Annotated in this window: 15 protein-coding genes; 8 read left to right on the top strand and 7 right to left on the bottom strand. The window is 60.4% G+C overall.

The window, feature by feature from the left end; translation table 11 throughout:
- Positions 1–408 precede the first annotated feature (408 nt).
- From JQ848_RS11160 to JQ848_RS11180, 5 genes are all read right to left on the bottom strand, one after another.
- Complete coding sequence (locus JQ848_RS11160; RefSeq protein WP_202210687.1) at positions 409–5478, bottom strand: RHS repeat-associated core domain-containing protein; 5070 nt, start codon at positions 5476–5478, stop codon at positions 409–411.
- Positions 5479–5561: 83 nt separating this feature from the next.
- Positions 5562–6545 carry a hypothetical protein gene (locus JQ848_RS11165; RefSeq protein ID WP_127195600.1) on the bottom strand — a complete coding sequence of 328 codons (984 nt, stop codon included), beginning with the start codon at positions 6543–6545 and terminating at the stop codon, positions 5562–5564.
- Positions 6546–7239: 694 nt separating this feature from the next.
- The gene (locus JQ848_RS11170; protein WP_235972458.1) at positions 7240–7911 is read right to left on the bottom strand and encodes a GntR family transcriptional regulator; all 672 of its coding nucleotides are present in this window, start codon (positions 7909–7911) and stop codon (positions 7240–7242) included.
- A gap of 159 nt (positions 7912–8070) precedes the next feature.
- Positions 8071–8490, bottom strand: a complete 420-nt coding sequence (locus JQ848_RS11175) for a hypothetical protein (RefSeq protein ID WP_010656600.1) — start codon at positions 8488–8490, stop codon at positions 8071–8073.
- A gap of 191 nt (positions 8491–8681) precedes the next feature.
- Complete coding sequence (locus JQ848_RS11180; protein WP_202210688.1) at positions 8682–9947, bottom strand: MFS transporter; 1266 nt, start codon at positions 9945–9947, stop codon at positions 8682–8684.
- 116 nt (positions 9948–10063) lie between these two features.
- Between JQ848_RS11180 and JQ848_RS11185 the strand changes: the two genes are divergently transcribed.
- Entirely contained in the window at positions 10064–10510 is a 447-nt protein-coding gene (locus JQ848_RS11185) for a winged helix-turn-helix transcriptional regulator (protein ID WP_202210689.1), read from the top strand.
- Between the two features lie 33 nt (positions 10511–10543).
- Here JQ848_RS11185 and JQ848_RS11190 read toward each other — a convergent pair whose 3' ends face one another.
- Positions 10544–11044: a GNAT family N-acetyltransferase gene (locus tag JQ848_RS11190; RefSeq protein WP_160627517.1), complete on the bottom strand. Its 501-nt coding sequence runs from the start codon at positions 11042–11044 to the stop codon at positions 10544–10546.
- Between the two features lie 94 nt (positions 11045–11138).
- The gene (locus tag JQ848_RS11195) at positions 11139–11780 is read right to left on the bottom strand and encodes a TetR/AcrR family transcriptional regulator (RefSeq protein ID WP_003445237.1); all 642 of its coding nucleotides are present in this window, start codon (positions 11778–11780) and stop codon (positions 11139–11141) included.
- Positions 11781–11970: 190 nt separating this feature from the next.
- Here JQ848_RS11195 and JQ848_RS11200 point away from each other — a divergent pair, with 190 nt between their 5' ends.
- The 7 genes from JQ848_RS11200 (at position 11971) to JQ848_RS11230 (ending at position 21491) form a co-directional block, all read left to right on the top strand.
- Positions 11971–13758, top strand: a complete 1788-nt coding sequence (locus tag JQ848_RS11200) for an ABC transporter ATP-binding protein (protein WP_202210690.1) — start codon at positions 11971–11973, stop codon at positions 13756–13758.
- On the top strand, positions 13752–15518 hold the full coding sequence (locus JQ848_RS11205) for an ABC transporter ATP-binding protein (RefSeq protein ID WP_127195592.1): 1767 nt from the start codon (positions 13752–13754) through the stop codon (positions 15516–15518). The genes JQ848_RS11200 and JQ848_RS11205 overlap by 7 nt, the downstream gene beginning before the upstream one ends.
- Entirely contained in the window at positions 15518–16459 is a 942-nt protein-coding gene (locus JQ848_RS11210) for an ABC transporter permease (protein WP_003445243.1), read from the top strand. Before JQ848_RS11205 ends, JQ848_RS11210 begins: the two co-directional genes overlap by 1 nt.
- Positions 16459–17406, top strand: a complete 948-nt coding sequence (locus JQ848_RS11215) for an iron chelate uptake ABC transporter family permease subunit (RefSeq protein ID WP_003445246.1) — start codon at positions 16459–16461, stop codon at positions 17404–17406. The genes JQ848_RS11210 and JQ848_RS11215 overlap by 1 nt, the downstream gene beginning before the upstream one ends.
- The gene (locus tag JQ848_RS11220) at positions 17403–18164 is read left to right on the top strand and encodes an iron ABC transporter ATP-binding protein (RefSeq protein WP_010656592.1); all 762 of its coding nucleotides are present in this window, start codon (positions 17403–17405) and stop codon (positions 18162–18164) included. The genes JQ848_RS11215 and JQ848_RS11220 overlap by 4 nt, the downstream gene beginning before the upstream one ends.
- Positions 18165–18175: 11 nt before the next feature.
- Positions 18176–19159, top strand: coding sequence for a siderophore ABC transporter substrate-binding protein (locus tag JQ848_RS11225; RefSeq protein ID WP_003445250.1), 984 nt, complete (start codon positions 18176–18178; stop codon positions 19157–19159).
- Between the two features lie 115 nt (positions 19160–19274).
- Entirely contained in the window at positions 19275–21491 is a 2217-nt protein-coding gene (locus tag JQ848_RS11230) for a TonB-dependent receptor (RefSeq protein ID WP_202210691.1), read from the top strand.
- Positions 21492–21568: the final 77 nt, after the last annotated feature.

Here is a 21568-nt window from a genome sequence, read left to right on the forward strand (position 1 = left end):
CAAGTGTAGGAATGCTGTTGAATAATGGATTATGGATTTCGTATACGATATTTATTTAGCAATTCGTGTGCCGATTTTTCCTGGGTGCCACAATTAAGTGCCGCGTCCGGTTTTTGATGGCGTGCGTGATTGCACTGGGCAGTGGTGCAGGGCGTGTGGGGTGGGAGGGGTGTTACAGAAGGGAGCAACAGTGGGGGGATTGCCCCATAAAGGAACACCTGCCGCCTGATGGCACGGGCTTTTGCCTTGTATCCGGCAAAAGCCCGTGGATGTCCGTCAGACGAAGTGCTGCAAACCATCTGTGGGAGCCTGGCTAGCCGGCAAGGTTTCGCTCGGGCTTTTTCTGTGGGAGCTGGCTAGCCAGCGATTGCTTGTGTCTGACCTGTTCAATGTGCACTGCACATGGGGTTATTCCAGTCGGATCGAGCGCAGCGCCGCCTCCCATTCCCGCTGTTGTGCCTGGGCATTTCTGACCCGCAGCAGATTCTTGTATTGAATGCTGCTCTGGATGTCAGGAACTGCGGCGTATCCATTATTTGAGATATGACTGATATGAGTGGTTGCGAAAGGTGAAATACCTGCCTCGGGGATTTGCTCCGGCAACACACCATTAGTCCTGCCCAGCCATGTCTCTTGTACGTAGTTGACGTAGGCTCGATTGGCTTCCTGGGGGGCGCTGTGGAGAGTGGGTAGCTGCCCCTGGATTGCGTGCGTATTTCTTTGCACCGATGCGCGCATAGTGCTGGATGTCTGTGACAACGAGACCAGGTCCGAGCCAGGCAAGCGGCCGATGATATTTTGCATCACCAGGTCCGGCATTTCGTTCAGACGTACGCCTGTCAACTCCTGGGGCATATCAAAGTGCTGTCGGACATATCGCAAGTCATCCGCAGTTAACGCATGACGAGCCTCTTGACCCAGTCGTGGACTTGCACTGGCTCCTCCTTGAAATGCTCGGTTACCCCCGGGAACGCCCCCTGCATGCTGCAATTTATGCTGCCAGCTGCCCACGAACTTGCCGGCACTTTTAACCCCCTTGGCCGCAGCCCCGGCCATCGACGGAGCCGCCGAAGCCAGGCCCGTTGCCATGCCCACCCAGCCCAGAATCCGCCCGGCGTTTTCATTGCCGCTGGCCAGCAAGGCTATCGAGGCCACGTCCGCCGCCAGCGACACCACGCTCAGGGTCGCGGTGGTGACTGCTGTTACATAGCTGGCGGTCAGCGCCGCAGTGGGCGCTGCCAACGCACCCAGGGAGGCCACGGTGCCGATCACGGCCAGGGCGATGCCGGCCGCCGGCAACAGCCAGTCCAGCCACGAATGGCCCGATGGATCGATGCGGTTGACCGGATCCCCGGCGCAATAGGCATAGCCATTGAGCCCGCCTTCGCCGAAGGGGCTGAGGCTGTCACGGCTGTGGAAACGCATCAGCACCGGGTTATAGATGCGGTAATCACCCAGGAAGTACCAGCCGCTGTCCTGTTCGCGCAAGGCGCCGGCGTAGCCGAGGCTGCCAATGCCCGGTGCGCTCGCGCCGTAGGCACTGTAGACGGGGGTGTGGATAGCGTCCTGGGCTTCTGTGGTCACTGAACCTTGGGCGTCGGTGCCCAGCAGCATGACTTCGCGCACTGCCGATGCCAGTCGACTTTCTGCCACGGGAACAGCGCCGGCCCGTACCCAGCGGGTTTGAGTGTCTTCACCCAGCTCGCAGCTGAGCTGGCCGCCGGTGTGGTAGCGCCAGCGCGGGCCGCGCAGATCCTCGGTTTTGATGATGTTGCCCGCCGGGCCGTAGTGCCAGCGGCGTTCGCCGGTAGGCAGAGTTACCCCGATCAGTCGGCCCAGGGCATCGTAGTGCAGCGGATTGCCCCGTTCATCCTTCAGTAGATTGCCCAGCGCGTCGTACTCCAGGGTTACCGGTGCCGGGTAATCGGCGCGACTGTGGTTGACGCTGAGTAACTGGGTAAGGTCGGCGGGGTTATAGGTAAATGTACTGATATTGCTGGCGCTGGCGTCGGCAAACACCGTTTCCAGACGCAGGACGTTGTCGAGGGCGTCGTACTGAAAATGCTGCTCGCGGTAAGGGTGGCCGTGGGCATCCTTCGGTAAGTCATGACCGCTCAGACGATGGGTAATCATCCGTGCGCGGTTGTCGTAGTCGAAGCTTTCACCGCGCACCAGTGTGCCGTCACGGGTCAGTTCGCGCCGGGTCAGCTTGCCGTCTTTGCGCCATTGCTGGGTTTGCACTTCTACATGCTGTGCATTCGGCGTTCGGGTAGAGGTTTCTCGACGGGCCGGACGGCCCAGGCTGTCGTAGCCCAGGGTTACGGTCATGTCCCGCGAGCCATCGTTTGATAGGGTTCGCTGCTGGTGAATCCGCGAGGCCGCATCGTAGGTCACGCTGACCGTGACGTCAGGGCCTTGCTGTTGAATCAAGCGACCCAATTCGTCGTACTGGCAGCGCTGTTCTGCACCGTCGGCATCGGTCAGACGCGTCACTGTGCCCGCCGGGGTGGTGCTTTGTTGTTGCGAGCGCGGCTGATCGCCTTGCCAGGCGTAGTCGGCTTTGTTCAGTTGGCCGGACGGTGACCAGTGATCTTTTTGCAGACCCAGATTGCCTTGGGCTTCCAGCAAACGGCCACTTAACGGATCGTATTTATTGAATACGCTGATCCCGGGCGCTTGCAGCGACAGCAACGCGCCGCCCAGTTCCGGTTGGTGTTCACTCTGCACCCGGGTACCGTCGGGCAGAACCTGGGTATGGGCGTGGATTTCTCCTTCGGCATATTCCCATTCAGAGACACTCTGCCCGACCTTTTCCCATACCAGTCGGCCCAGGCCATCGTATTTACGCTCGCCCAGCAGGACTTCATTAGTGCCCAAAGACGGATGAGTGATCGAGACCGTGGCCGGCAATTCACCATCGTGCCCTTCGGCATAGGTGCGCTTGATGACACTGCCGTCGGGCAGGGTGGTGGACAGCAGTCGGTCAAGGACATCCCACTGCTGTCGGGTCTCCAGGCCCATGGCATCGGACTGGCTGATGCAGCGGCCAAGGCCGTCATAGCTCCAGCTCAGTTCGTGCTGAAGTACGCCATCGGCGCAATAGAGTTGTTCTTTAAGGGGGCGTCCATCGAGGCTATGGCTGGTCACGGTTTTGGCCCCGGCCACGCCCTTGGCGTCGGTCTGCCAGCGGGTTCCGGTCAGGGCTACCGGGTCGGCCAGGGTGTGCTGGGTGATACCGTCTGCGCCGGTTTCAGTCAGCACATTGCCCCAGTCATCAAAGGTGCGTTCAGTGGTCAGGATCAGGGCAGGAACGTCTTCGTTACCCGGGTCGTAGCTGGTTTCACGGAACACCCGGCCCAGCACGTCATATTCGGCGGTCCAGGCGGTATAGGTCTCACCGCTGTCGGTCTGTTTTTCCCGGCGGATTTCCCTGGCCATACCATCGAGCCAGACAGTTTCCTTACGTCCGGAAGCGCCGATTCGGGTCTGGCAGCGCTGGTTCGCTGACAACGAATAGACCCAGTTGACCTTGGCCTCGAAGGCTGAATCCGGAGCCGCGACTTCCTGAGTTACACGGCCCAGGGGATCGTGGGCAAAGGCCAGGCGCGTCAGCTCATCGGTCTGCTCGGTGACCATCAGGCCGGAGTACAGATCCTGCGACGATTGCGCAACAGTTGACTGGCCATCGTGACCTGTAATGGTGACCTTTTCCTGCAGGACTGCGCGCTCAAGTGCGCGGGCGTTTGGGGCTTGGGTCAGGCTGTAGCTGTAAACCCGGGTAGTGCTTTTACCCTCTACCGTCTGGGTTTCGCTGAGCATGCGAGCGTGATGGGGCGAGGTCGGATCGTTAATGAAATTTTGCGTCGAGCGGCCCAGTTCGGTGGACTGATTGCCCTCAACCAGCAACAAACGTTCTTCACTGCTCTGGACAAAAGTCGGCAATGCAAACCCGGGAGCATCCCCACGCACGGGCAGGGATTGATAGCGATATCGGGTCTGCTTGACCGACCCTTCAGTGCCGGGTGGCGGGCTGACCGTACGACTTTTCAGACGGGTGATGCGGCCCAGTGGGTCGGCCGGGCAGTTGTCGGTCTCGCCGCTCACCGGGTAGTACTCGGACTCTTCAACGGCCCCCAATGCATTGCGGTGCCACACCGGGTTGCCCAGCTCGTCGTAGCGGGTTTCTTCTTCGGTAACAAGTTCTCGCAGCACCCGTTGGCCATCCAGCTGCGCCTTGCGGGTAATGACCTTGTGCGGGAACTGGAAGTAAGGCAGTTGCCGGGCAATGGGCAGCCAGGGCTCGTCGTAATAGGTGGTCTCGGTTTCCTGCAGGGTCTGGCCCTGCAAGGTGCGTTCACGGGTCAGCAGGTGGAAACGGTTAAAGGTGCGGCTGATGGTTTGCAGGGGGGTGCCCCTGGCATCCATCAGGGTTTCGGTGGAGCCATAAAGGAAATCCCCGGCACCGGTCAGGTGGTAGAGGTTGTCTTCGCGATTACGCCACTGACGCACTGCCGGCCAGCCAAAATAGTTGTTGCTGCCATACAGTCCATAGTCATAGCGAACCAGTTGCACCGGCTGGCCGTCCCCCGGGTCCTTGCGGGTCTGACTGACCACCGGCATCCGCGCAAACGGCGCCCCTGCAGGCAGGTTGAGGCCGTTGGCCTCGCTGTAAGTCACTTCCTCGGTGCTGCCGGTGGGCTGGGTGCATTTGTTCAGCAGCAACAGACCTGAATCACTGCGGGTGTATTCAAACTGCCAGCCATTATCGGGCAGGCCGTCCACCGTCACCCGGCGCAACTGCCCGGAGACCCGGTGAAAAGACATCACCACCTGTGCGGGGGTATCCGGCTGTAAGGTCAGATGGGTTGTCACGCCCTCGTAGGCCAGAGCCAGCACAGTGCGGCCTTGGGCATCACTGACTTTTTGCAGGTACGCCGCGTTGCCAACTGAACGCCAGTCAAAATTCAGGGCGCTGCCGTCGGCACCCACCAGGGTGCTGACCACCCACAGGCTGGCATGCCCCGGCAACGGCGCGAGTCGTTCACAAGTGCCGTCGTTATGCCGGACCCACATTTCCTGACGCTGAACGGTCACTGCGATTACCGGCAAACGCACATCCGGGAAACGCATGCTCTGGCCGACAATCTCACCGCGAAAGCGCTCGCCGGAATTGAGTTGCAGTTGCTGGCTGGCTCCATCCCAGGAAGTGGTGCCGAGCATCCAGCCCAGACCAAAGCCCTGATCGGCAGTCATCAACGGGCTATGGCTCAGGCGCAACTGGCTGATGGGCCCGCGCAAATCGTTGGCGGCGCCGGTGGGCAGGGTTATCGAGGCAGAGAACGCACCGGTGCGCGGATCGACGCCTGCACTAATGCTGCTCATAAAGTTGTAGGCACCGGAATACAGGTCACCGGCGTTGAGCAGGCTGACGGCGGATTTGATCTGGGGGGTGGAAATTTTGTTAGAAGGGTCGATCACTATGGCTATCTCTTGTTATTGGCAACTTACAAGAAGGAGCTGAAAAAGCCCCATCCAGAAAGGTGGGGCCTTTTCAGTGCTTATCAGGCCAGCGTCAATTCCAGACGCTCACGGTCCTTGGGGTCGAAACGCAGGGTCAAGTGGTGCTCATTGCCATAAACATCCACCAGACTCATATCGCACGGGCCGCGAAAGCCGCCCTGGGATTGTTTGATGTCAACCCGGCCACAGAGCACCAGGCTGCCCTTGTCCCGAACGGCAGCCGGTAGGGTCGGCAACGGGATCACACTTTGCGGGAGCGCGGAGTTCCACTGAACCTGGGTCTTGCCTGGCTCGACATAGCCGACAAAGCTGCTCATCTGGTCATCGGGCAGATTGCTCTCCCACATGATCATGCCCTTGGGCAGCATGCTCATACTCTTGAGTGCAATGGTCTGGCTCGGGGCCGTTTGCAGGGTCAATGTGCAACGGCGATTGAAAATCCCGGCTTTCAAATGCATGGAGGGCAGGTCAAAAAACTCGGAGAGGATGAAGTTATCCTGTGAATAGCGGGGCGGACGATGAACCGTGATATTGGCATCCGGTTTATCGTGGCTGGTCCCACGATCCGGCGTGCCGTCCTCGTACCAGCTCGAGCCATTGGAGCAGAAACGCCGACCATTATCGCCCGTCACCATAAAGGCCAGTCCGATGGTCTGCCCGGCAGCGGCCAAAGACTGACACGACACATAAAACTCAAAGTATTCAAAGCCGGCCTTTGGCCCGATCGAAGCCTTGATCTGGGTGTTGGGAAAGTACTCATAACCTTTGTACCGAGAGGAGGCAGACCAGCCCAGGGAATCGAATTCATCAAAGGGAAGTACCTGGTTGGCATTGCGGTACATAACAATCCGCAGATTGTCTTTTTCACTCTGGGTCAGGCCAACTTCAGCACCACGACCATCCAGTGCCTTGACGCCCAAAGTTACCTTTACCTGTTGCAGGCCATTGGCGTAGATATGTGGCGTGGTGTCGGTGTGCACCTCCATATCATTGATATACCAGTACGGGTCCATATAAGTAGTCATGCTTTATATTCCTGATAAGTGCACCTGACGCGCAGGCGCTATTGAATAAAGCAGCGTCCTCGAAAGAGGGCGCGCTCCAGGGGGCAAGTTATGGCGGTTAAAGCCTGTGTGTTTGTAAATGGGTAGAACCGTCAGAACGCTGTACGGACAGTGTTTACAGTGAGTAGTCCGGGCGTTTGACAGACGGTGCCAGCCATTAAAACCCCTCTTTAACTGGAGATAAGCAAGGGGGTAAACGGCGTTAAAACAAACCAGTAAGCCTCGTCATCTATTGCTGTTAGATGCGGTCTAAAAAATAAGCGCTATTGTTCGATGGAACAATCTGCGGGGGATGTAAGTCGGGGCTTTACAATAAAGTCACTGGAATGGCGAGTTGCCTGTACACCCCCACACCTTGTTCGCACTCGGTACGTGCGCTCTTGATAACAAGAGTTGAAGTGGACGGTAGGGCAGAGACTGCCGAAATCACCGATAGCGACGATGACTTGTATGAAACAGGTTGCTGCACCCGGGTTTATGCCAGTCAGGCGTGCCGTTGGGTCATGCAGTCGTGATGCTTGCCGGGGCGCAGATTGCGCAGGGCGCGCAATTGCCGGTCATGGAGGGGCCAGGCCGGTTCAGCCGGGTGAATCCGGGGGAGGTCTTAAGCGGGCACCCTGCGCCAATGAGCAGGTCGGTACAGGGCTGTTGCCGGTCAGTGGCTTTGCGGCAGGTGCTCGAACAGGGTCTTGCAGACCCCGGCAATGTGCTCGTCCAGCAGTTTGACCGCCAGTTCCACGTCACCGCCGCGGCAGGCCTCGATGATTTCCCGGTGCTCATGATCGGCGCGGTCCTTGCCCGCCGACAGGCTCATCTGCATGCGCAGGTAACGCTCCAGCTTGTCGTTGACCGAGCGCACCATGCTGATCAGGAAGGGCCGTTGCGCCGGTTCGTAGAGGCAGGCATGCAACTCCCAGTTGAGCTCGGCCCAGCGGCCAACATCGTCCTCGCCAACAAACTCCTGACAAATCAGCTCGGCGCGGGCGAAGGTGGCTTCGGTCATGTTGGGGATGGCCAGGCGCAGCAACTTGTCTTCCAGAAGCATGCGCACCTCGAACATCTGTGCCAGTTCTGCATCGGAAATACGCGTGACCATGGCCCCGCGATTGCGCTGGAACATCACCAGGCCTTCGGCTTCGAGACGCTTGAGGGCTTCGCGTACCGGGATTTTGCTGACGTTGAACTGGCGGGCAATATCGTCCTGGCGAATCGGTTCATCTTCAGCGAAATGCCCGGCGACAATAGCGTCACGCAGATGCAGGGTGATGATTTCCGAAGTGGAAGGCGAATTGCCCAGGTCGGGGACATTGAGTTTAGGGTGGGCCACGGTGGTCATCGTTTTCTGGAGAAGCAGATATGGTATACGAATTTGCCTGAGCACTCGCTGTGCCGATGGTCGGCTCAGGGGCTTTTAGCCGATTGCAGGGAGCTCTGCGGCACGGGTGCCAGCCGGGCAGGGCGCCCGATGGCGCAACCTTGCTGCCTTTCATTCGTCCACCGGGTACAGGGTGATGGACAGGTCAATCCCCCAAACCTGCATTCGGGCCAGGGTCTGCAGGGATAGCTGATGAGAAAGACTGCCGGGTGCAATCGCGCTGCGATAACCGATATCCAGGGTCTTTCTGGAACATGCCTGCCACAGGGCGTGGCATTGCGGGTCAAGCTGCTCGATGGCGCTGAGCAAGGCATCGATACTTTGTTCCGGAGTTCCGTAGCTCCCCTCAGGGGCAAAGGCTTCAAACCTGGCGTGATAGCCAAGCGGATCCATGTAGCCCACATGTAAACAGCAGATTGGCGCAGTCGTAATGTGCGCAGGGGCCAGGGCTTGTGCGAGTAAAGTCAGGTCGATCGGGGCAATGAGTTCCAGATCGGTATTGAGGTATTGCACGGTTTGTTGATTATCCATATACCCAGGGCTCACTGGTTGGTAAGTGACAGGCAGCGAACCGAAGATACGCGGATTGGTCGAGCGCAATCCGGCAAGAATATTTCAAGAAACAACAGTGGCATGTTTAACCGCTGGTAACCCCTGGACCAGCACAGGCGCCTTTTAGCCATGGATATTCTGAGTCTGTCAGCAGCGCCTGATCGCTGCGATCAGTTGGAGGGTGCCGCCGATGTACCCTCAGCACATGCCCGCGAACCTGGCATTTGTCGCAGTGTGCCGGCCCAGAACCCCAGGGCCAGCACACTGACGGCGGCGCCCAGCAGGCACACGCCCGACCAGCCGGACGTGGCATAAACCGAGGTTGATGCGAGCGCTCCCAGGCCGCTGCCTGTTGCGTAAAACAGCATGTAGCAGCCCACCACCCGGCTATGGGAGTCGGGGTGCGCACTGAAGATCATGCTTTGATTGGTGACATGAATGGCCTGGGCGCCAAGATCCAGAAGCACGACGCCGACTATCAGCCACAGCATCGAACTGCTGGTGAACCACAGTGCCAGCCAGGCCATGATTAACAGCCCCAGAGCCAGGCCGGTGGTCCACTGGCCCAGCCCTTTATCGGCCCAGGCCCCGGCTCTCGCGGCAGCGAGTGCGCCCACCACGCCGACCAGGCCGAAGGTGCCGATAGTGGTGTGCGAAAAGGAATAAGGCGGGCTGATCAGGAGAAACACCAGCGCACTCCAGAAAATGCTCAGCACGGCAAACATCAGCAAGGCGAGCATGCCGCGCACTTGCAGCACCCGGTCCTGCCTGAGCAGGGTAAACATCGACAGCACCAGCCTTGGATAGGGTATGGGCGCCGCAGCCGGTTGCTGTGGTGGAAGGACACGCCACAGAATCAACCCCAGGGCCAGCATCACCAGCGACGAGCCCAGGTACACCCAGCGCCAGCCACCCAGGTCCGAGATCAGTCCGGCGGCCAGACGTGACAGCAACAGGCCGATGACAACCCCGCCCTGCACGGTACCCACCACCCGGCCACGCTCTTGCGGCAAACAGGCGGTGGCTGCATAGGCGATCAGGCCCTGGGTCATGGCGGTACCCAGCAGACCGATGGCCAGCATGCCGGAGAGCATCATTGCCGGGGAGCGGGTGAGGCCGACGCAGACCAGACCGGCGATCAGTACCGCCAGTTGGGCGAGCATCAAGCGGCGGCGATCCAGTTGATCGCCCAGTGGCACGATCAGCAGCAATGCCAGCACGCTGCCGATCTGCGTCGCAGTGATCACGGCACCGACCCTGGCATGACTGATCGCAAAGTCGGTGGCCAGTTGATCCAGCAGCGGTTGGGCATAATAAACATTGGCCACGCTCAGCCCGCTGGCACAGGCGAATAACCCGACCAGCGCCCGCGGCATGCGCCTGCCGGTGGTCGCTGGCGCTGCTGGATCGGGCCGGGAAACTTGATCAATGGCCATGGACGGATCTCCGCTGAATGTAGTTTCAAATTAAGACTGGTTTGATTCTAGGGTAACGAGTCTTAAAATGAAACTTGTTGCACGGAGAAAACCCGAAACTGTACGGAGCAGCCTGTATGACCAAGCATCAAATGAGCCAGGCCACCACGTGCCCGGTTGCCCGCTCTGTGGAGGTAATCGCAGATCGCTGGGCGTTGTTGATTGTGCGTGACGCCTTTGACGGCGTAAGGCGCTTTGGCGATTTCCAGCAGGGTCTGGGGGTGGCGCGCAGCGTCTTGGCCAACCGCCTCAAGAGCCTGGTCGAGGCCGGTATTTTTCAAGTGCAACCGGCTTCTGACGGCACCTCGTATCAGGAATACGTGCTTACCCCGCAAGGTCAAAGCCTGTTCCCGGTGGTGGTGGCGTTAAGGCAATGGGGCGAGCGCTACCTGTTCGGGCCGCACGAAGCGCATTCGCAACTGGTGGACACGGCCACCGGGCAGCCCTTGCCTTTGATGCAGCCCGTAGCAGTCGATGGACGGGCGATCGCGCCTGAACAAGCCCGGGTCAATAACGTTGTGTGAGTCATGGCGGCTGGCGGGTGACCTGCACCGCGCCTAGCCGATATAAGAAAAAACCGCGTACTCAAAACCGTTGAACTCGAATGAGGCGACTTTTTTCATGCCCATTTTCAAATGCGCCCGCAGCGACGGCTGGTTGTCATTGCGGATGAAAAGAATCCCCTCGCGCCCGGGTTCAAGGCGCCGCAGTTCAGCGAACATTATTTGCGCCAGGCCCTTGCCGCGTTCCTCTTCCCCGACACAGACCGGACCATATACATAGGCATCGGGCGTGCCGTGATAGGCGCTGAACATAGCCTTTACAACGGGGATGTCCGCGTTCACTTCCCGGGAGGAGGTTAACAGGAAGCCGGTGACGCGCCCGTCACGGCGGGCAACGATCAGTGGCATGTCCTGCATCATTTTTGCCAGGCGCTCCGCTGACAGACTTGCCGCCAGTGCTCCGCCCCGTGCTGTCTGATTGGCAGCCTGAAGTTCGAGAATGCCGTGCATATCGGCGATGTCGGCTCTGCTTACACCGGTGTCATGTCCGCTCATACCGATATCCCTGTGGGTTGAAGTGGCGGGGCGCTGTGTAGTGTTGCGCATCAGGCTAGCAGGTCAGGAAACCGTGCAAGCCCTGGAACCCGGCCTATGACCGGGGCTGGACGATCAGGCAATCACCGTGAGCGTCTTGTTCAAGCAAAACCAGCGCTCCGACGATGAGTGCGTGCATGCCCTGGGCCAGCTCGGCCTCCATCTCGGCTTCTTCCGCTGCACGTTCAGCCTCTTCGGCCCCCCGGCCGGTAACCGAGTACACGGTGTCGGCCACGGCAATACCGTGGAAGGCCACCGTCGCCAGCAACCAGCGCGCGTGTTGCTTTGAAATGCCATAGACCTGAGCGATATGGCTCTGATGCTCTTCGATCTTGGCGAGCATCGGTTGTGTCGCGGCCAGCCTGCGGATGACGTAAGGCGTCAGCCCGGGGTGGGCCTTGACGAACACCCGCACCGAGGTGGCAAACACAATCATGTATTCCTTCAAGCCGCTACGCCGCTCAGCGTCGGCCCGGGGGATCTGCCAGCGGGTGAAGATCTCCTCGGCGACCATGCTTTTGAGTGCATCCAGGTTGGCAACGTGCTTGTAGAGCGCCATATGGCTGATCCCCAATGCGGCAGCAACGCCGACAAAGGTAATGCTCGGCAAGCCGATCTCAATGCCTGCTTCGACAATACGTTCCCGGGTGATGGTGCGGGGACGCCCGCGGGTAGCAGGTGGTTGTGGCGCTGTCATGACGGATCCTTGAACGGTGGTGACAGTCTTGTAGCTGTCTTGCCAGCATTTCGCAAATTAGTTTATAGTCATGCAACTAATTAAGTTTCTGATTCAGGAGGCCGTTTCATGTGATCAAGCGCTCCTTACATTCCCCCCAAGGCAGGCGTGAACCATCCCTCTCTTCTGAATTTCCGGACATTTGAACTCTATGGACACTCATGACACGGCCCCGGCCAAAACCAGGGTGCGCGGCCCGATCAGCCAGATACTGCATCCTGTGCGTGGACGCCTGATCGTTGCCGGCCTGCTCGCGGCAGCGGGCGCGATGCTCACGCTGGTGCCGCTGGCCGGTATCGCCCATATCGGCAAAATGGCGTTGTCTGATAACGGGCTTGAGCCGGCACAGGTGTGGTGGGCGCTGATTGCAGGAGTGGCCAGCCTGTGCGCCGGGATGCTGCTGATATCCGGCGCAGAATTGCTCGCCCACCTGGCGGACAACCGCATTACCCATCACCTGCGCCGGGCGCTTGTGCAGCGACTCAGCAGCGTGCCCCTGGGCTGGTTCACCAGTCGGGCGTCGGGCGAGGTCAAGCAGGCGATGCAGGACGACATCAGCACATTGCACAGCCTTACCGCGCATTTCTTCACGACATCGGGGCGTGCGGCCGGCGCGGTTCTGATCTCGCTGATCTACCTGTTCACCATGGACTGGCGCATGGCCATTGTCTCGATCCTGCCGTTCCCCGGATTCTTCCTGTTTTTTGCCCGGGCGATGAAGGCCAGCCAGACCAACATGCAGGCGTTCACCGCCGGTATGGGGCGCATCGATAACTCGGTGGTCGAGTTCGTCAACGGCATCGCGGTGGTCAAGTCATTCAGTACCGGTACCAGGGCACACAGCAGCTACCGCGAAGCAATTGATGCCTTCGCCCTGGCCTTTATCGGATTCACCCGGCCTCTGGTGGCTCCGATGGCCAATGCCAACGCAATGATTGCCCCGGTTACGGTTCTCGGCGTAGTGCTGGTGTCCGGTACGGTGTTCGTGGGCCTGGGCTGGATCGCGGCGCCGGATGTGCTGCCGTTTGCCTTGGTGACGCCGGGGCTGTGCGGGCCGCTGCTGTTGCTGCACTACATCACCCATGACCTTAACCACGCAGCCGGTGCTGCCCGGCGTGTTCAGGCCCTGCTGGATACCCCCGTGCTGGAGCAACCGGCCCCCGGCCTGCAGCAGTCGCCAAAGGGAAACGAGATCCGCTTCGAAGGTGTCAGCTACGGCTATGACAGCGCACGCCAGGTCCTGGCCGATGTCAGCTTCACGCTCAAGCCCGGCACCACCACAGCCATCGTCGGGCGCTCGGGCTCCGGCAAGTCGACCCTGGCGCGGCTGCTGCTGCGCTTCTTCGACCCCACGCAAGGGCGCATCACTCTGGGCGGGGTGGATCTGCGCGAGATTGAAACCTGCAACCTCTACCGGCATATCGGTTTTGTCTTGCAGGAGGTGCGCCTGATCCATGCCAGCGTGCGCGACAACATTGCGCTGGGCAGACCATCGGCCAGCCAGCAACAGATCGAGGACGCCGCGCGCATCGCCAACATCCACCAGCGCATTCTGGATTTACCCCGCGGCTATGACTCGGTGATCGGTGAGGATGCACAGTTTTCCGGCGGCGAGCAGCAGCGTGTGAGCATCGCCCGCGCCGTGCTGCTCGATCCCCCCGTTCTGGTGCTCGACGAACCCACGGCAGCAGCCGACGCTGAAAGCGAAGTCGCAATCCAGGAAGCGTTGTCGCGCTTTGCCCGCGGCCGAACCCTGCTGGTCATTGCCCACCGGCTCGACAGCATCATGCTTGCCGACCAGATCATCGTGCTCGACAACGGCATTGTTCATGAACAGGGCCGCCATGAAGAACTGCTCGCAGGCAAGGGGCTCTATGCCCACTTGTGGGCGCAGGGTGGCTATTCACAATCTGCAGATCTGGCGGTGTCGTCATGCTGAATCCCCTTGTTCAACTACTGGATAAAGATGCGCCGGTCTTGCACCGCTACGTCTGGATGGCAGTGTTATATGGCCTGCTAAGCGGCTTGACCCTCACCACGCTGGTGCCGGTGCTGGATCACTTGCTGGCCGGGGATGTGCGAGGGGCTGCGCTGTGGCTCGGCCTGATGCTGGCCGGCGTGGCCATTTGCTGGGCGTGGCGGCTCCAGCTGGACAGGGCGGGGGTGGCAGTCGGCGTGGCCATACTGCAGGGGGCGCGGCAGCGCATCGGCGAGCATGTCGCGCGCCTGCCCGTGGGCTGGTTTACTGCGCAAAACACCAGTCGCCTCGGGCATGTGATTACCCAGGGCATGATGGCGGTAGCTCAGTTGCCGGCGCATGTATTAACCCCAGTGATCAGCGGCGCCGTGACGCCGCTGGTGGTTGTGGTCGCACTATTTTTACTGCACTGGTCGCTGGGCCTGATTGCGTTGCTCGGCCTGCCGGTTCTGTGCGTGGCATTGTGGTTGACCGCTCGCCTGGGACAACGCGCCGACCGTACCTACCAGCACCATTTTGCCGACGCCAGCCAGCGCATGGTCGAGTTTGCCCAGGCCCAGTCGGTACTGCGCGCCTTCAATGGCGAGGGCGCCAGTACGCAACTTCTGGAACAGGCCCTTGACCAGCAGCGCCGCTCCGGCATGCGCCTGATCTATCAGTCCACTCTTTCGGTGGTGCTCAACGCCTGGGTGGTGCAGGCCGTTTTCGCGGCCCTGCTGATCGCCGCAGCCCTGTGGCTCAACGCGAATCAGGACATCGCACAGCAAAGCGGTACGGTGATTGCGGTGGTTGTCGCGTTGTTATTGACCAGCCGCTTCATCGATCCGCTGCTGGAGGTGGCCAGCTATGCCGAGATCCTGCGGGGGGCGTACGGCCAGCTTGCAGAGGTGCAAAGCATTTTCGCGGTCGAGCCCTTGCCGGAGCCGGATCAGCCATTGGCCCCGGCGGACAATTCTGTCGAGTTTCGCCAGGTGAGCCTGCGTTATGCCCATGATCAGCCGGATGTGCTGAGTGGCATCAGCCTGCGCATCGAGCCCGGCAGCATGACCGCATTGGTGGGCGCTTCGGGCTCTGGCAAGACTACCCTGGTACGTTTGATCGCGCGGTTCTTCGATGCAACCCAGGGCAGCGTACTGATCGGTGGCGTGGACGTGCGACAGATGTCCAGTTCACAACTGTCCGCCCGGATCAGTCAGATTTTCCAGGACACCTATCTGTTTCAGGGCAGCATTGCCGACAACATCCGCATCGGCAGTCCGGCTGCCAGTTTTGGTGAAATCCTCGACGCTGCACAGCAGGCCGGTCTGGGTGACCTTATCGAACGTTTGCCCCTGGGCATCGACACACCGGTCGGCGAGGGCGGTGCAAGGCTGTCGGGTGGCGAACGCCAGCGCATCACCATTGCCCGTGCGCTGATCAAGAATGCGCCCATTCTGCTGGTGGACGAGGCCACCGCCGCCCTGGATGCGCAGAATCAGTCAGTAATTGCCCGGACGCTCTCCAGTCTGCGCGGTCGACACACGGTGGTGGTGATTGCCCACCAGCTATCTACGGTGTCGATGGCAGACCAGATTGTGGTGCTCGACAAAGGCCAACTGGTTGAGCAGGGCACGCCTGCGGCATTGCGCGCCAGTGGCGGGCGTTATGCGCATTTTCTGGAACAGCGTCGGGCTGCCAGAGGCTGGCGGATCGCCGTGCCGTCCAACAGCGAGCAAGCCTGATGACCGCACGCTGGCTATGGTGGTTTGCCATCTTGTGCGGGGCGTCACTGCTGGTCGGGGCTCGACAGCTGGAGTGGGGGCAGTTGTTGTCGTTGTCGGGCGATGCCTGGCTGACACTGACGGCCAGCCGCCTGCCACGCCTGGCGGCGCTGGTGCTGACGGGGGTTGGCCTGGCTGTGTGCGGGGTGATCCTGCAGCACATTGTGCGTAACAAGTTCGTCGAACCCGGTACCACGGGCGGGCTGGACGCGGCCAGGCTCGGTATCCTGATGTCGCTGGTGCTCGCCCCTGGCGCGGGTGCCCCGGCCCGAATGCTGTTCGCGTTGCTGTTGAGCTTCGCCGCGGGTCTGATTTTTGTCCTGATCATACGGCGCATCCAGTTCAAGGGCTCGGTACTGGTTCCGGTCATCGGCCTGATGTATGGCGGCGTGCTGAGCGCCATTGCCGAGTTCTACGCCTATCGCAACAACATCATGCAAAGCATGCAGGGCTGGCTGCTGGGGGACTTTTCCCGGGTCGTGCAGGGCAGTTACGAAATCATCTACCTGATCTTGCCGATTGTCGGGTTGACCTACCTGTATGCCCGGCGTTTCACCCTGTTGGGCATGGGGGAGGGCATGGCCACGAGTCTGGGTCTCAACTATCTGGCCTGGGTGGCGCTGGGCTTGCTGCTGGTGGCCGTCACCGTATCGGCCACTGTCATCACTGTCGGTTCGATCCCCTTTGTCGGGCTGGTCATTCCCAATCTGGTGGCGCTGCGTTATGGCGACAACCTCAGGCGCACGCTGCCCATCGTTGCGCTGGGCGGCGCGTGCCTGCTGCTGGTCTGCGACATCCTCGGGCGGCTGCTGATCTACCCGTTCGAGGTGCCTATCGGCCTGACCGCGGGCAGCGTGGGCGGGGTGCTGTTCCTCGCGTTGATCATCCGGAGGTACAGATGATGCGCCTGCAACCCCGGCACGCGGTATGGATTGTGGTGGTGACGCTGGCACTCATCTTCGTGTTCCTGCACTCGGGCCTGGACTTTGACTACGTGATCCCCAAGCGGATCGCGCGGCTGACGGCCATGCTGATCGGCGGAGCAGCTATTGCCTGGTCGTCGATCACATTCCAGACCCTTACCGGCAACCGGATACTGACGCCGGCGATCATGGGCTATGAGGCTGTCTACTTGCTGTGGCAGGCCTTGCTGATTCTATTTATGGGCAGCGCCAGCCTGGTGCTGCTCGGGGTCAACGGCAACTTTGTGCTCTCGGTGCTGCTGATGCTCGGCTATTCGTGGGGCATCCATCGCTGGTTGTTCCGCGATGGCAAGAGCAACGTGTATTTCCTGCTGCTGGTGGGGTTTGTACTGACCCTGTTGATCAGCACCTTTACCCAGTTTGTCCAGCTCAAGGTCAGCCCTGGCGAGTTCTCGATCCTGCAGGGCTTCAGCCAGGCCTCTTTCAACCGGGCCCAACCCTTGCAGTTGCTCTTTTCGGGACTGCTGGTGGGGGCGGTTTGCCTGCTGGGACGCAAGACCTTGCCGACCCTCGATGTGCTTTCTCTGGGACGCGACCAGGCCGTTTCTCTGGGGGTCGACTATCGGCGCAATGTACGCCTGCATCTCGCGCTGATCGCGATCCTGGTCGCTGTGTCCACCAGCCTGCTCGGGCCCACGGCTTTTATGGGGGTGTTCGTGGCGAACATCACCTACGCCCTGGCACGCACCTTCAGGCACCGCGTCACGCTGCCCCTGGGGGGCGCGATAGCCACCGGCATGTTCATCACCGCGCAACTGCTGGTCGAGCATGTTTTCAACTACAAAACCACCGTCGGCATTCTGGTCAATCTGGTCTGCGGCGGCTATTTCCTGGTGCTGATGGTTCGTACCCGAGGAGCCCCATGATCACTGTCCACGACATCCACAAGGCCTATGGCGCCAAGGCCGTACTGAAGGGCGTAGATGCCTGTTTTCCGGCCCGGAGCCTGACTTCGCTTATTGGCCCGAATGGCGCTGGCAAGACCACGCTGCTGCTGATGATCGCGCGGCTGACGGCGCCTGGCCGTGGTGAAGTGCGCATCGAGGGCCGCCCGGTTGCAGGCATTGATATAGGTGAATACGCCAGGCGGGTTGCGACCCTGCGTCAGGCGCCGGACTTCAATCTGCGCCTGACGGTGGAGGAGCTGGTCGCGTTCGGGCGCTTTCCCTACAGCCGTGGTGCGTTGACCCGCGAAGACCAGCGGGTGATCGACGAGGCCATTGCGTTCCTGTCCCTGGAACCCCTGCGCCATGCCTACCTCGACGAACTCAGCGGCGGGCAACGGCAAATGGCCTTTCTGGCGATGACCATCGCCCAGCAGACGGACTATCTGTTGCTGGATGAGCCGCTGAACAACCTCGATATCAAGCACGCCGTGCAGATCATGCGTGCGCTGCGCCGCCTGTGCGATGAGCAAGGGCGCACCGTCATTCTGGTGGTGCATGACATCAATTTTGCCGCCAGCTATTCCGACCACATCGTTGCGATGAAGGAGGGTGCGGTGTATTGCGCCGGCAGCGTTGCCGAGGTGATTACCGAGGCGCGTCTGGGTGAACTCTACGGTCTGGCTTTCGATATCACACAGGGTCAGCGCGGGCGCCTGTGCAACTACTTCAACCCATAAAGAGATCCCCCATGTCCAGCCATCACACACACCGCAGGTGGGCGTCGGCCTTGCTGATCGCCGTGACTGCCGCACTCTGTGCATGTAATGAAAAGTCCGCCCAAGCGCCATCCCCACAATCATCAGCGGCGGCTTACACCCCTGTCACAGTGCAACACCAACTGGGCACGACCCGGATCGACCATGCGCCACAACGGGTGGTCGCCCTGGACATGAACGAGGTCGATTTTCTCGACCAGTTGGGGGTACCTGTGGCGGCGATGCCGAAGGATTTCGTCCCGCATTTTCTTGCCCGCTACAAGGATGCAGCGAGCGTCGAGGACGTGGGCTCGATCGTGCAGCCCAATTTGGAACGCGTTCATGGCGCCCGGCCTGATCTGATACTGATTACATCGCTGCAGGCCAATCGCTTTGAGGAATTGAGCGAGATGGCCCCGACCCTTCATTTCGATGTCGACTATCGCGATAGCCAGGCGCGCCACATCGACGTCATCAGGGAGCACCTGATGACGTTGGGAGACGTCTTCGCCCGGCAGGCGCTCGCCCGCCAGAAGGTCAACGAACTGGACACCCGGGTCGAGGAGGTCAGGCGTATCACTGCGGGGCGCCCCGACAAAGCATTGGTGGTTTTGCACAACAATGGCGCCTTCAACTCCTTCGGCGTGCAGTCGCGCTACGGCTTCATCTTCAGTGCCCTGGGGGTGAAGCCGGCCGGCCCGAATGCGGAAACCGGCCTGCATGGCCAGCCGATTTCCAGCGAATTCATCCTGCAGGCCAACCCCGACATCATCTTCGTCGTCGACCGCACGGCAGTGATGGAGCGTCGACCGGTGATGGATGCCCGAAGCATGGATAACCCGCTGCTGCGCCAGACCAAGGCCTGGAAAAACGGGCGGGTGATCTTTGTCGATGCCCAGGCCTGGTACGTGACCGGGGCCAGTCCGACCTCACTGAAATTGATTATCGACGACGTCGAAAAGGGCTATCAGCGCTAAAGGGTGCCAGGCCGTAGCCGCTTGCGTCTTTGATAGTTATCGATTCTCATTAAAACCATTCTTTAGATTCGGATTCAACACAGCAAATACCTTCTCAATTGAACGGAGTCATAGCGTGCGTAAACGCCACTTTCAAACCCGCATTGCGCCACCACGCGCAGTCTTTGCCTTGAATCGCACTGCCGCCGCCGTACAGGGTGTACTACTGGGCCTGACCCTGGCCGCAACCGGCTTGCCGGCTTATGCCCAGAGCACGACCAGTGAAGAAGAGGGTGTCTCCACGCTGCCCGCCACCCTGGTGGAGGGCGAAATGCTATTGCCTTCCGGGCTGCCGCCCACCTATGCCGGCGGGCAGGTGGCGTACGGCAGCCGTGTCGGCCTGCTGGGTAACAAGGACTTCATGGAAACGCCGTTCAGCACCGTCAGCTACACGGAGAAGTACATCGCCGACCGTCAGGCGCAAAACATCACTCAGGTGATTGCTGCCACTGATCCTTCAGTGTTCAGCAACGGCCTGACCGGCACCTTCAGTGAGAACTACTCCATCCGTGGCTTCGCCAGTGACATCAGCGACGTGACCATCGGTGGTTTGTATGGCGTCGCGCCGTACTACCGGATTTCGCCGGAAATGTACGAGCGCATCGAGGTGCTCAAAGGCCCGTCTGCACTGCTTAATGGCATGCCGCCCGGCGGCTCGGTAGGCGGCAGCGTCAACCTGGTACCCAAGCGTGCTGGCGATGAACCGTTGACGCGGCTGACCGGCACCTACATGTCGGATGCCCAGTTTGGCGGGCATCTGGATGTGGGCCGGCGGTTTGGCGAGGACCAGCAGTTCGGCATCCGTTTCAACGGTGTTTACCGTGATGGCGACGGAGCGATCAATCACCAGGAGCAGAAGGCCGAACTGACGTCGCTGGGCCTGGACTGGCGCGGCGAGCGTGCTCGCCTCTCCGCCGACCTGTATGAAAGTGAAGACCGTATTCGCGGGCAGAACCGGGGGATCAACCTGGCCTCCGGCGTGGCAGTGCCCAAACCGCCCAAGGCCGACACTCTGCTGAACCCCGACTGGGCGTATGTGCAGACTAAAGACCGGGGGGCGATAGTGCGCGGTGAGTACGACCTGACTGACAGCCTGATGGCTTATGCGGCCTACGGCGCCAGCAGGACCCGCTACACCTACAGCGGCACGATGCTGGCCACTGTGTTTAACGATGCGGGCGACTTCAGGACCAGCATGGGCCAGTTGAAAATGGAACTCGAGAAGACCTCGGGGGAGGTTGGCTTGAAGGGCCACTTCCAGACGGCGGCCATCAAGCATCAATGGTCCTTGAATGCCACGCATTACGGCGATACCCAAAAGGACTTCGGGCGCCGCACGGTGCCGGGTGCAGACTGGGTGACCAATATCTACAACCCGGTCTGGGGCCCGGCTGCGCCCACCGATTTTCCCTACATTGCCCATAACGAAAGCCGTCTGACCAGCTACGGCGTGGCGGATACGCTGTCGGTTCTGGAGGAACAGGTGCAACTGACCCTTGGCGTGCGCCGTCAGCAAGTGCTCACCGACAGTTTCAGTGTGACTACCGGGGCGCGCACAGACCGTTATGACGAAGAGGCCACCACGCCTGCGGCGGCGTTGCTGGTCAAACTCAGCGAGCATGTGTCTTTGTATGCCAACTACATCGAAGGCCTGAGCCAGGGGGCGACCGCACCGATGACGGCCGCGAATGCGGGAGATGTATTCGCGCCCTACAAGTCCAAGCAAAAAGAGGTCGGGCTCAAGGTCGATCTCGGTGACTTCACCCACACCCTCAGCCTGTATGAAATCAAGCGTCCCGGCAGCTATCTGGACCCGAACAGCAATATCTTTTCGTTTGGTGGCGAACAGCGTAACCGGGGTGTCGAGTGGGGATTCTTCGGCTCACCGCTGGACAATGTGCGCCTGATGGGGGGCGTGGCTCATGTGGACCCGAAAATCACCAAGACCGAGGGCGGCGTCAACCAGGGCAAGACGGCCACCGGCTTGCCCAAGCTGCAAGGAAAGCTGGGCGTGGAATGGGACACACCGGTACTCGACGGTTTAACCCTGACCGCCAATGCGACATCAGTGTCAAAGCAGTACATCAGCGATGACAACACGCAATCGATACCTGGCTATACGATCTTTGACCTGGGCACACACTATGCCACCCGCGTAGCCAGTCGCCCGGTGACGTTGCGCGCCAGTGTCACCAACCTGACCGACAAGGCCTACTGGGGCACGCCGTTGTTGTCCAGCCTGGGCCTGGGGGCGCCACGTACCTTTGAGCTCTCCGCGTCGGTGGACTTCTAACTGACAGGCGGAGCAAAACCTCTGGCGGCATCCGCCGCCAGAGTCCGCTTCAACAGCGATCGGACTCGAGCCCGATA

The organism is Pseudomonas paraversuta (assembly GCF_904067025.1).
In the GTDB taxonomy this organism is placed as follows: domain Bacteria; phylum Pseudomonadota; class Gammaproteobacteria; order Pseudomonadales; family Pseudomonadaceae; genus Aquipseudomonas; species Aquipseudomonas paraversuta.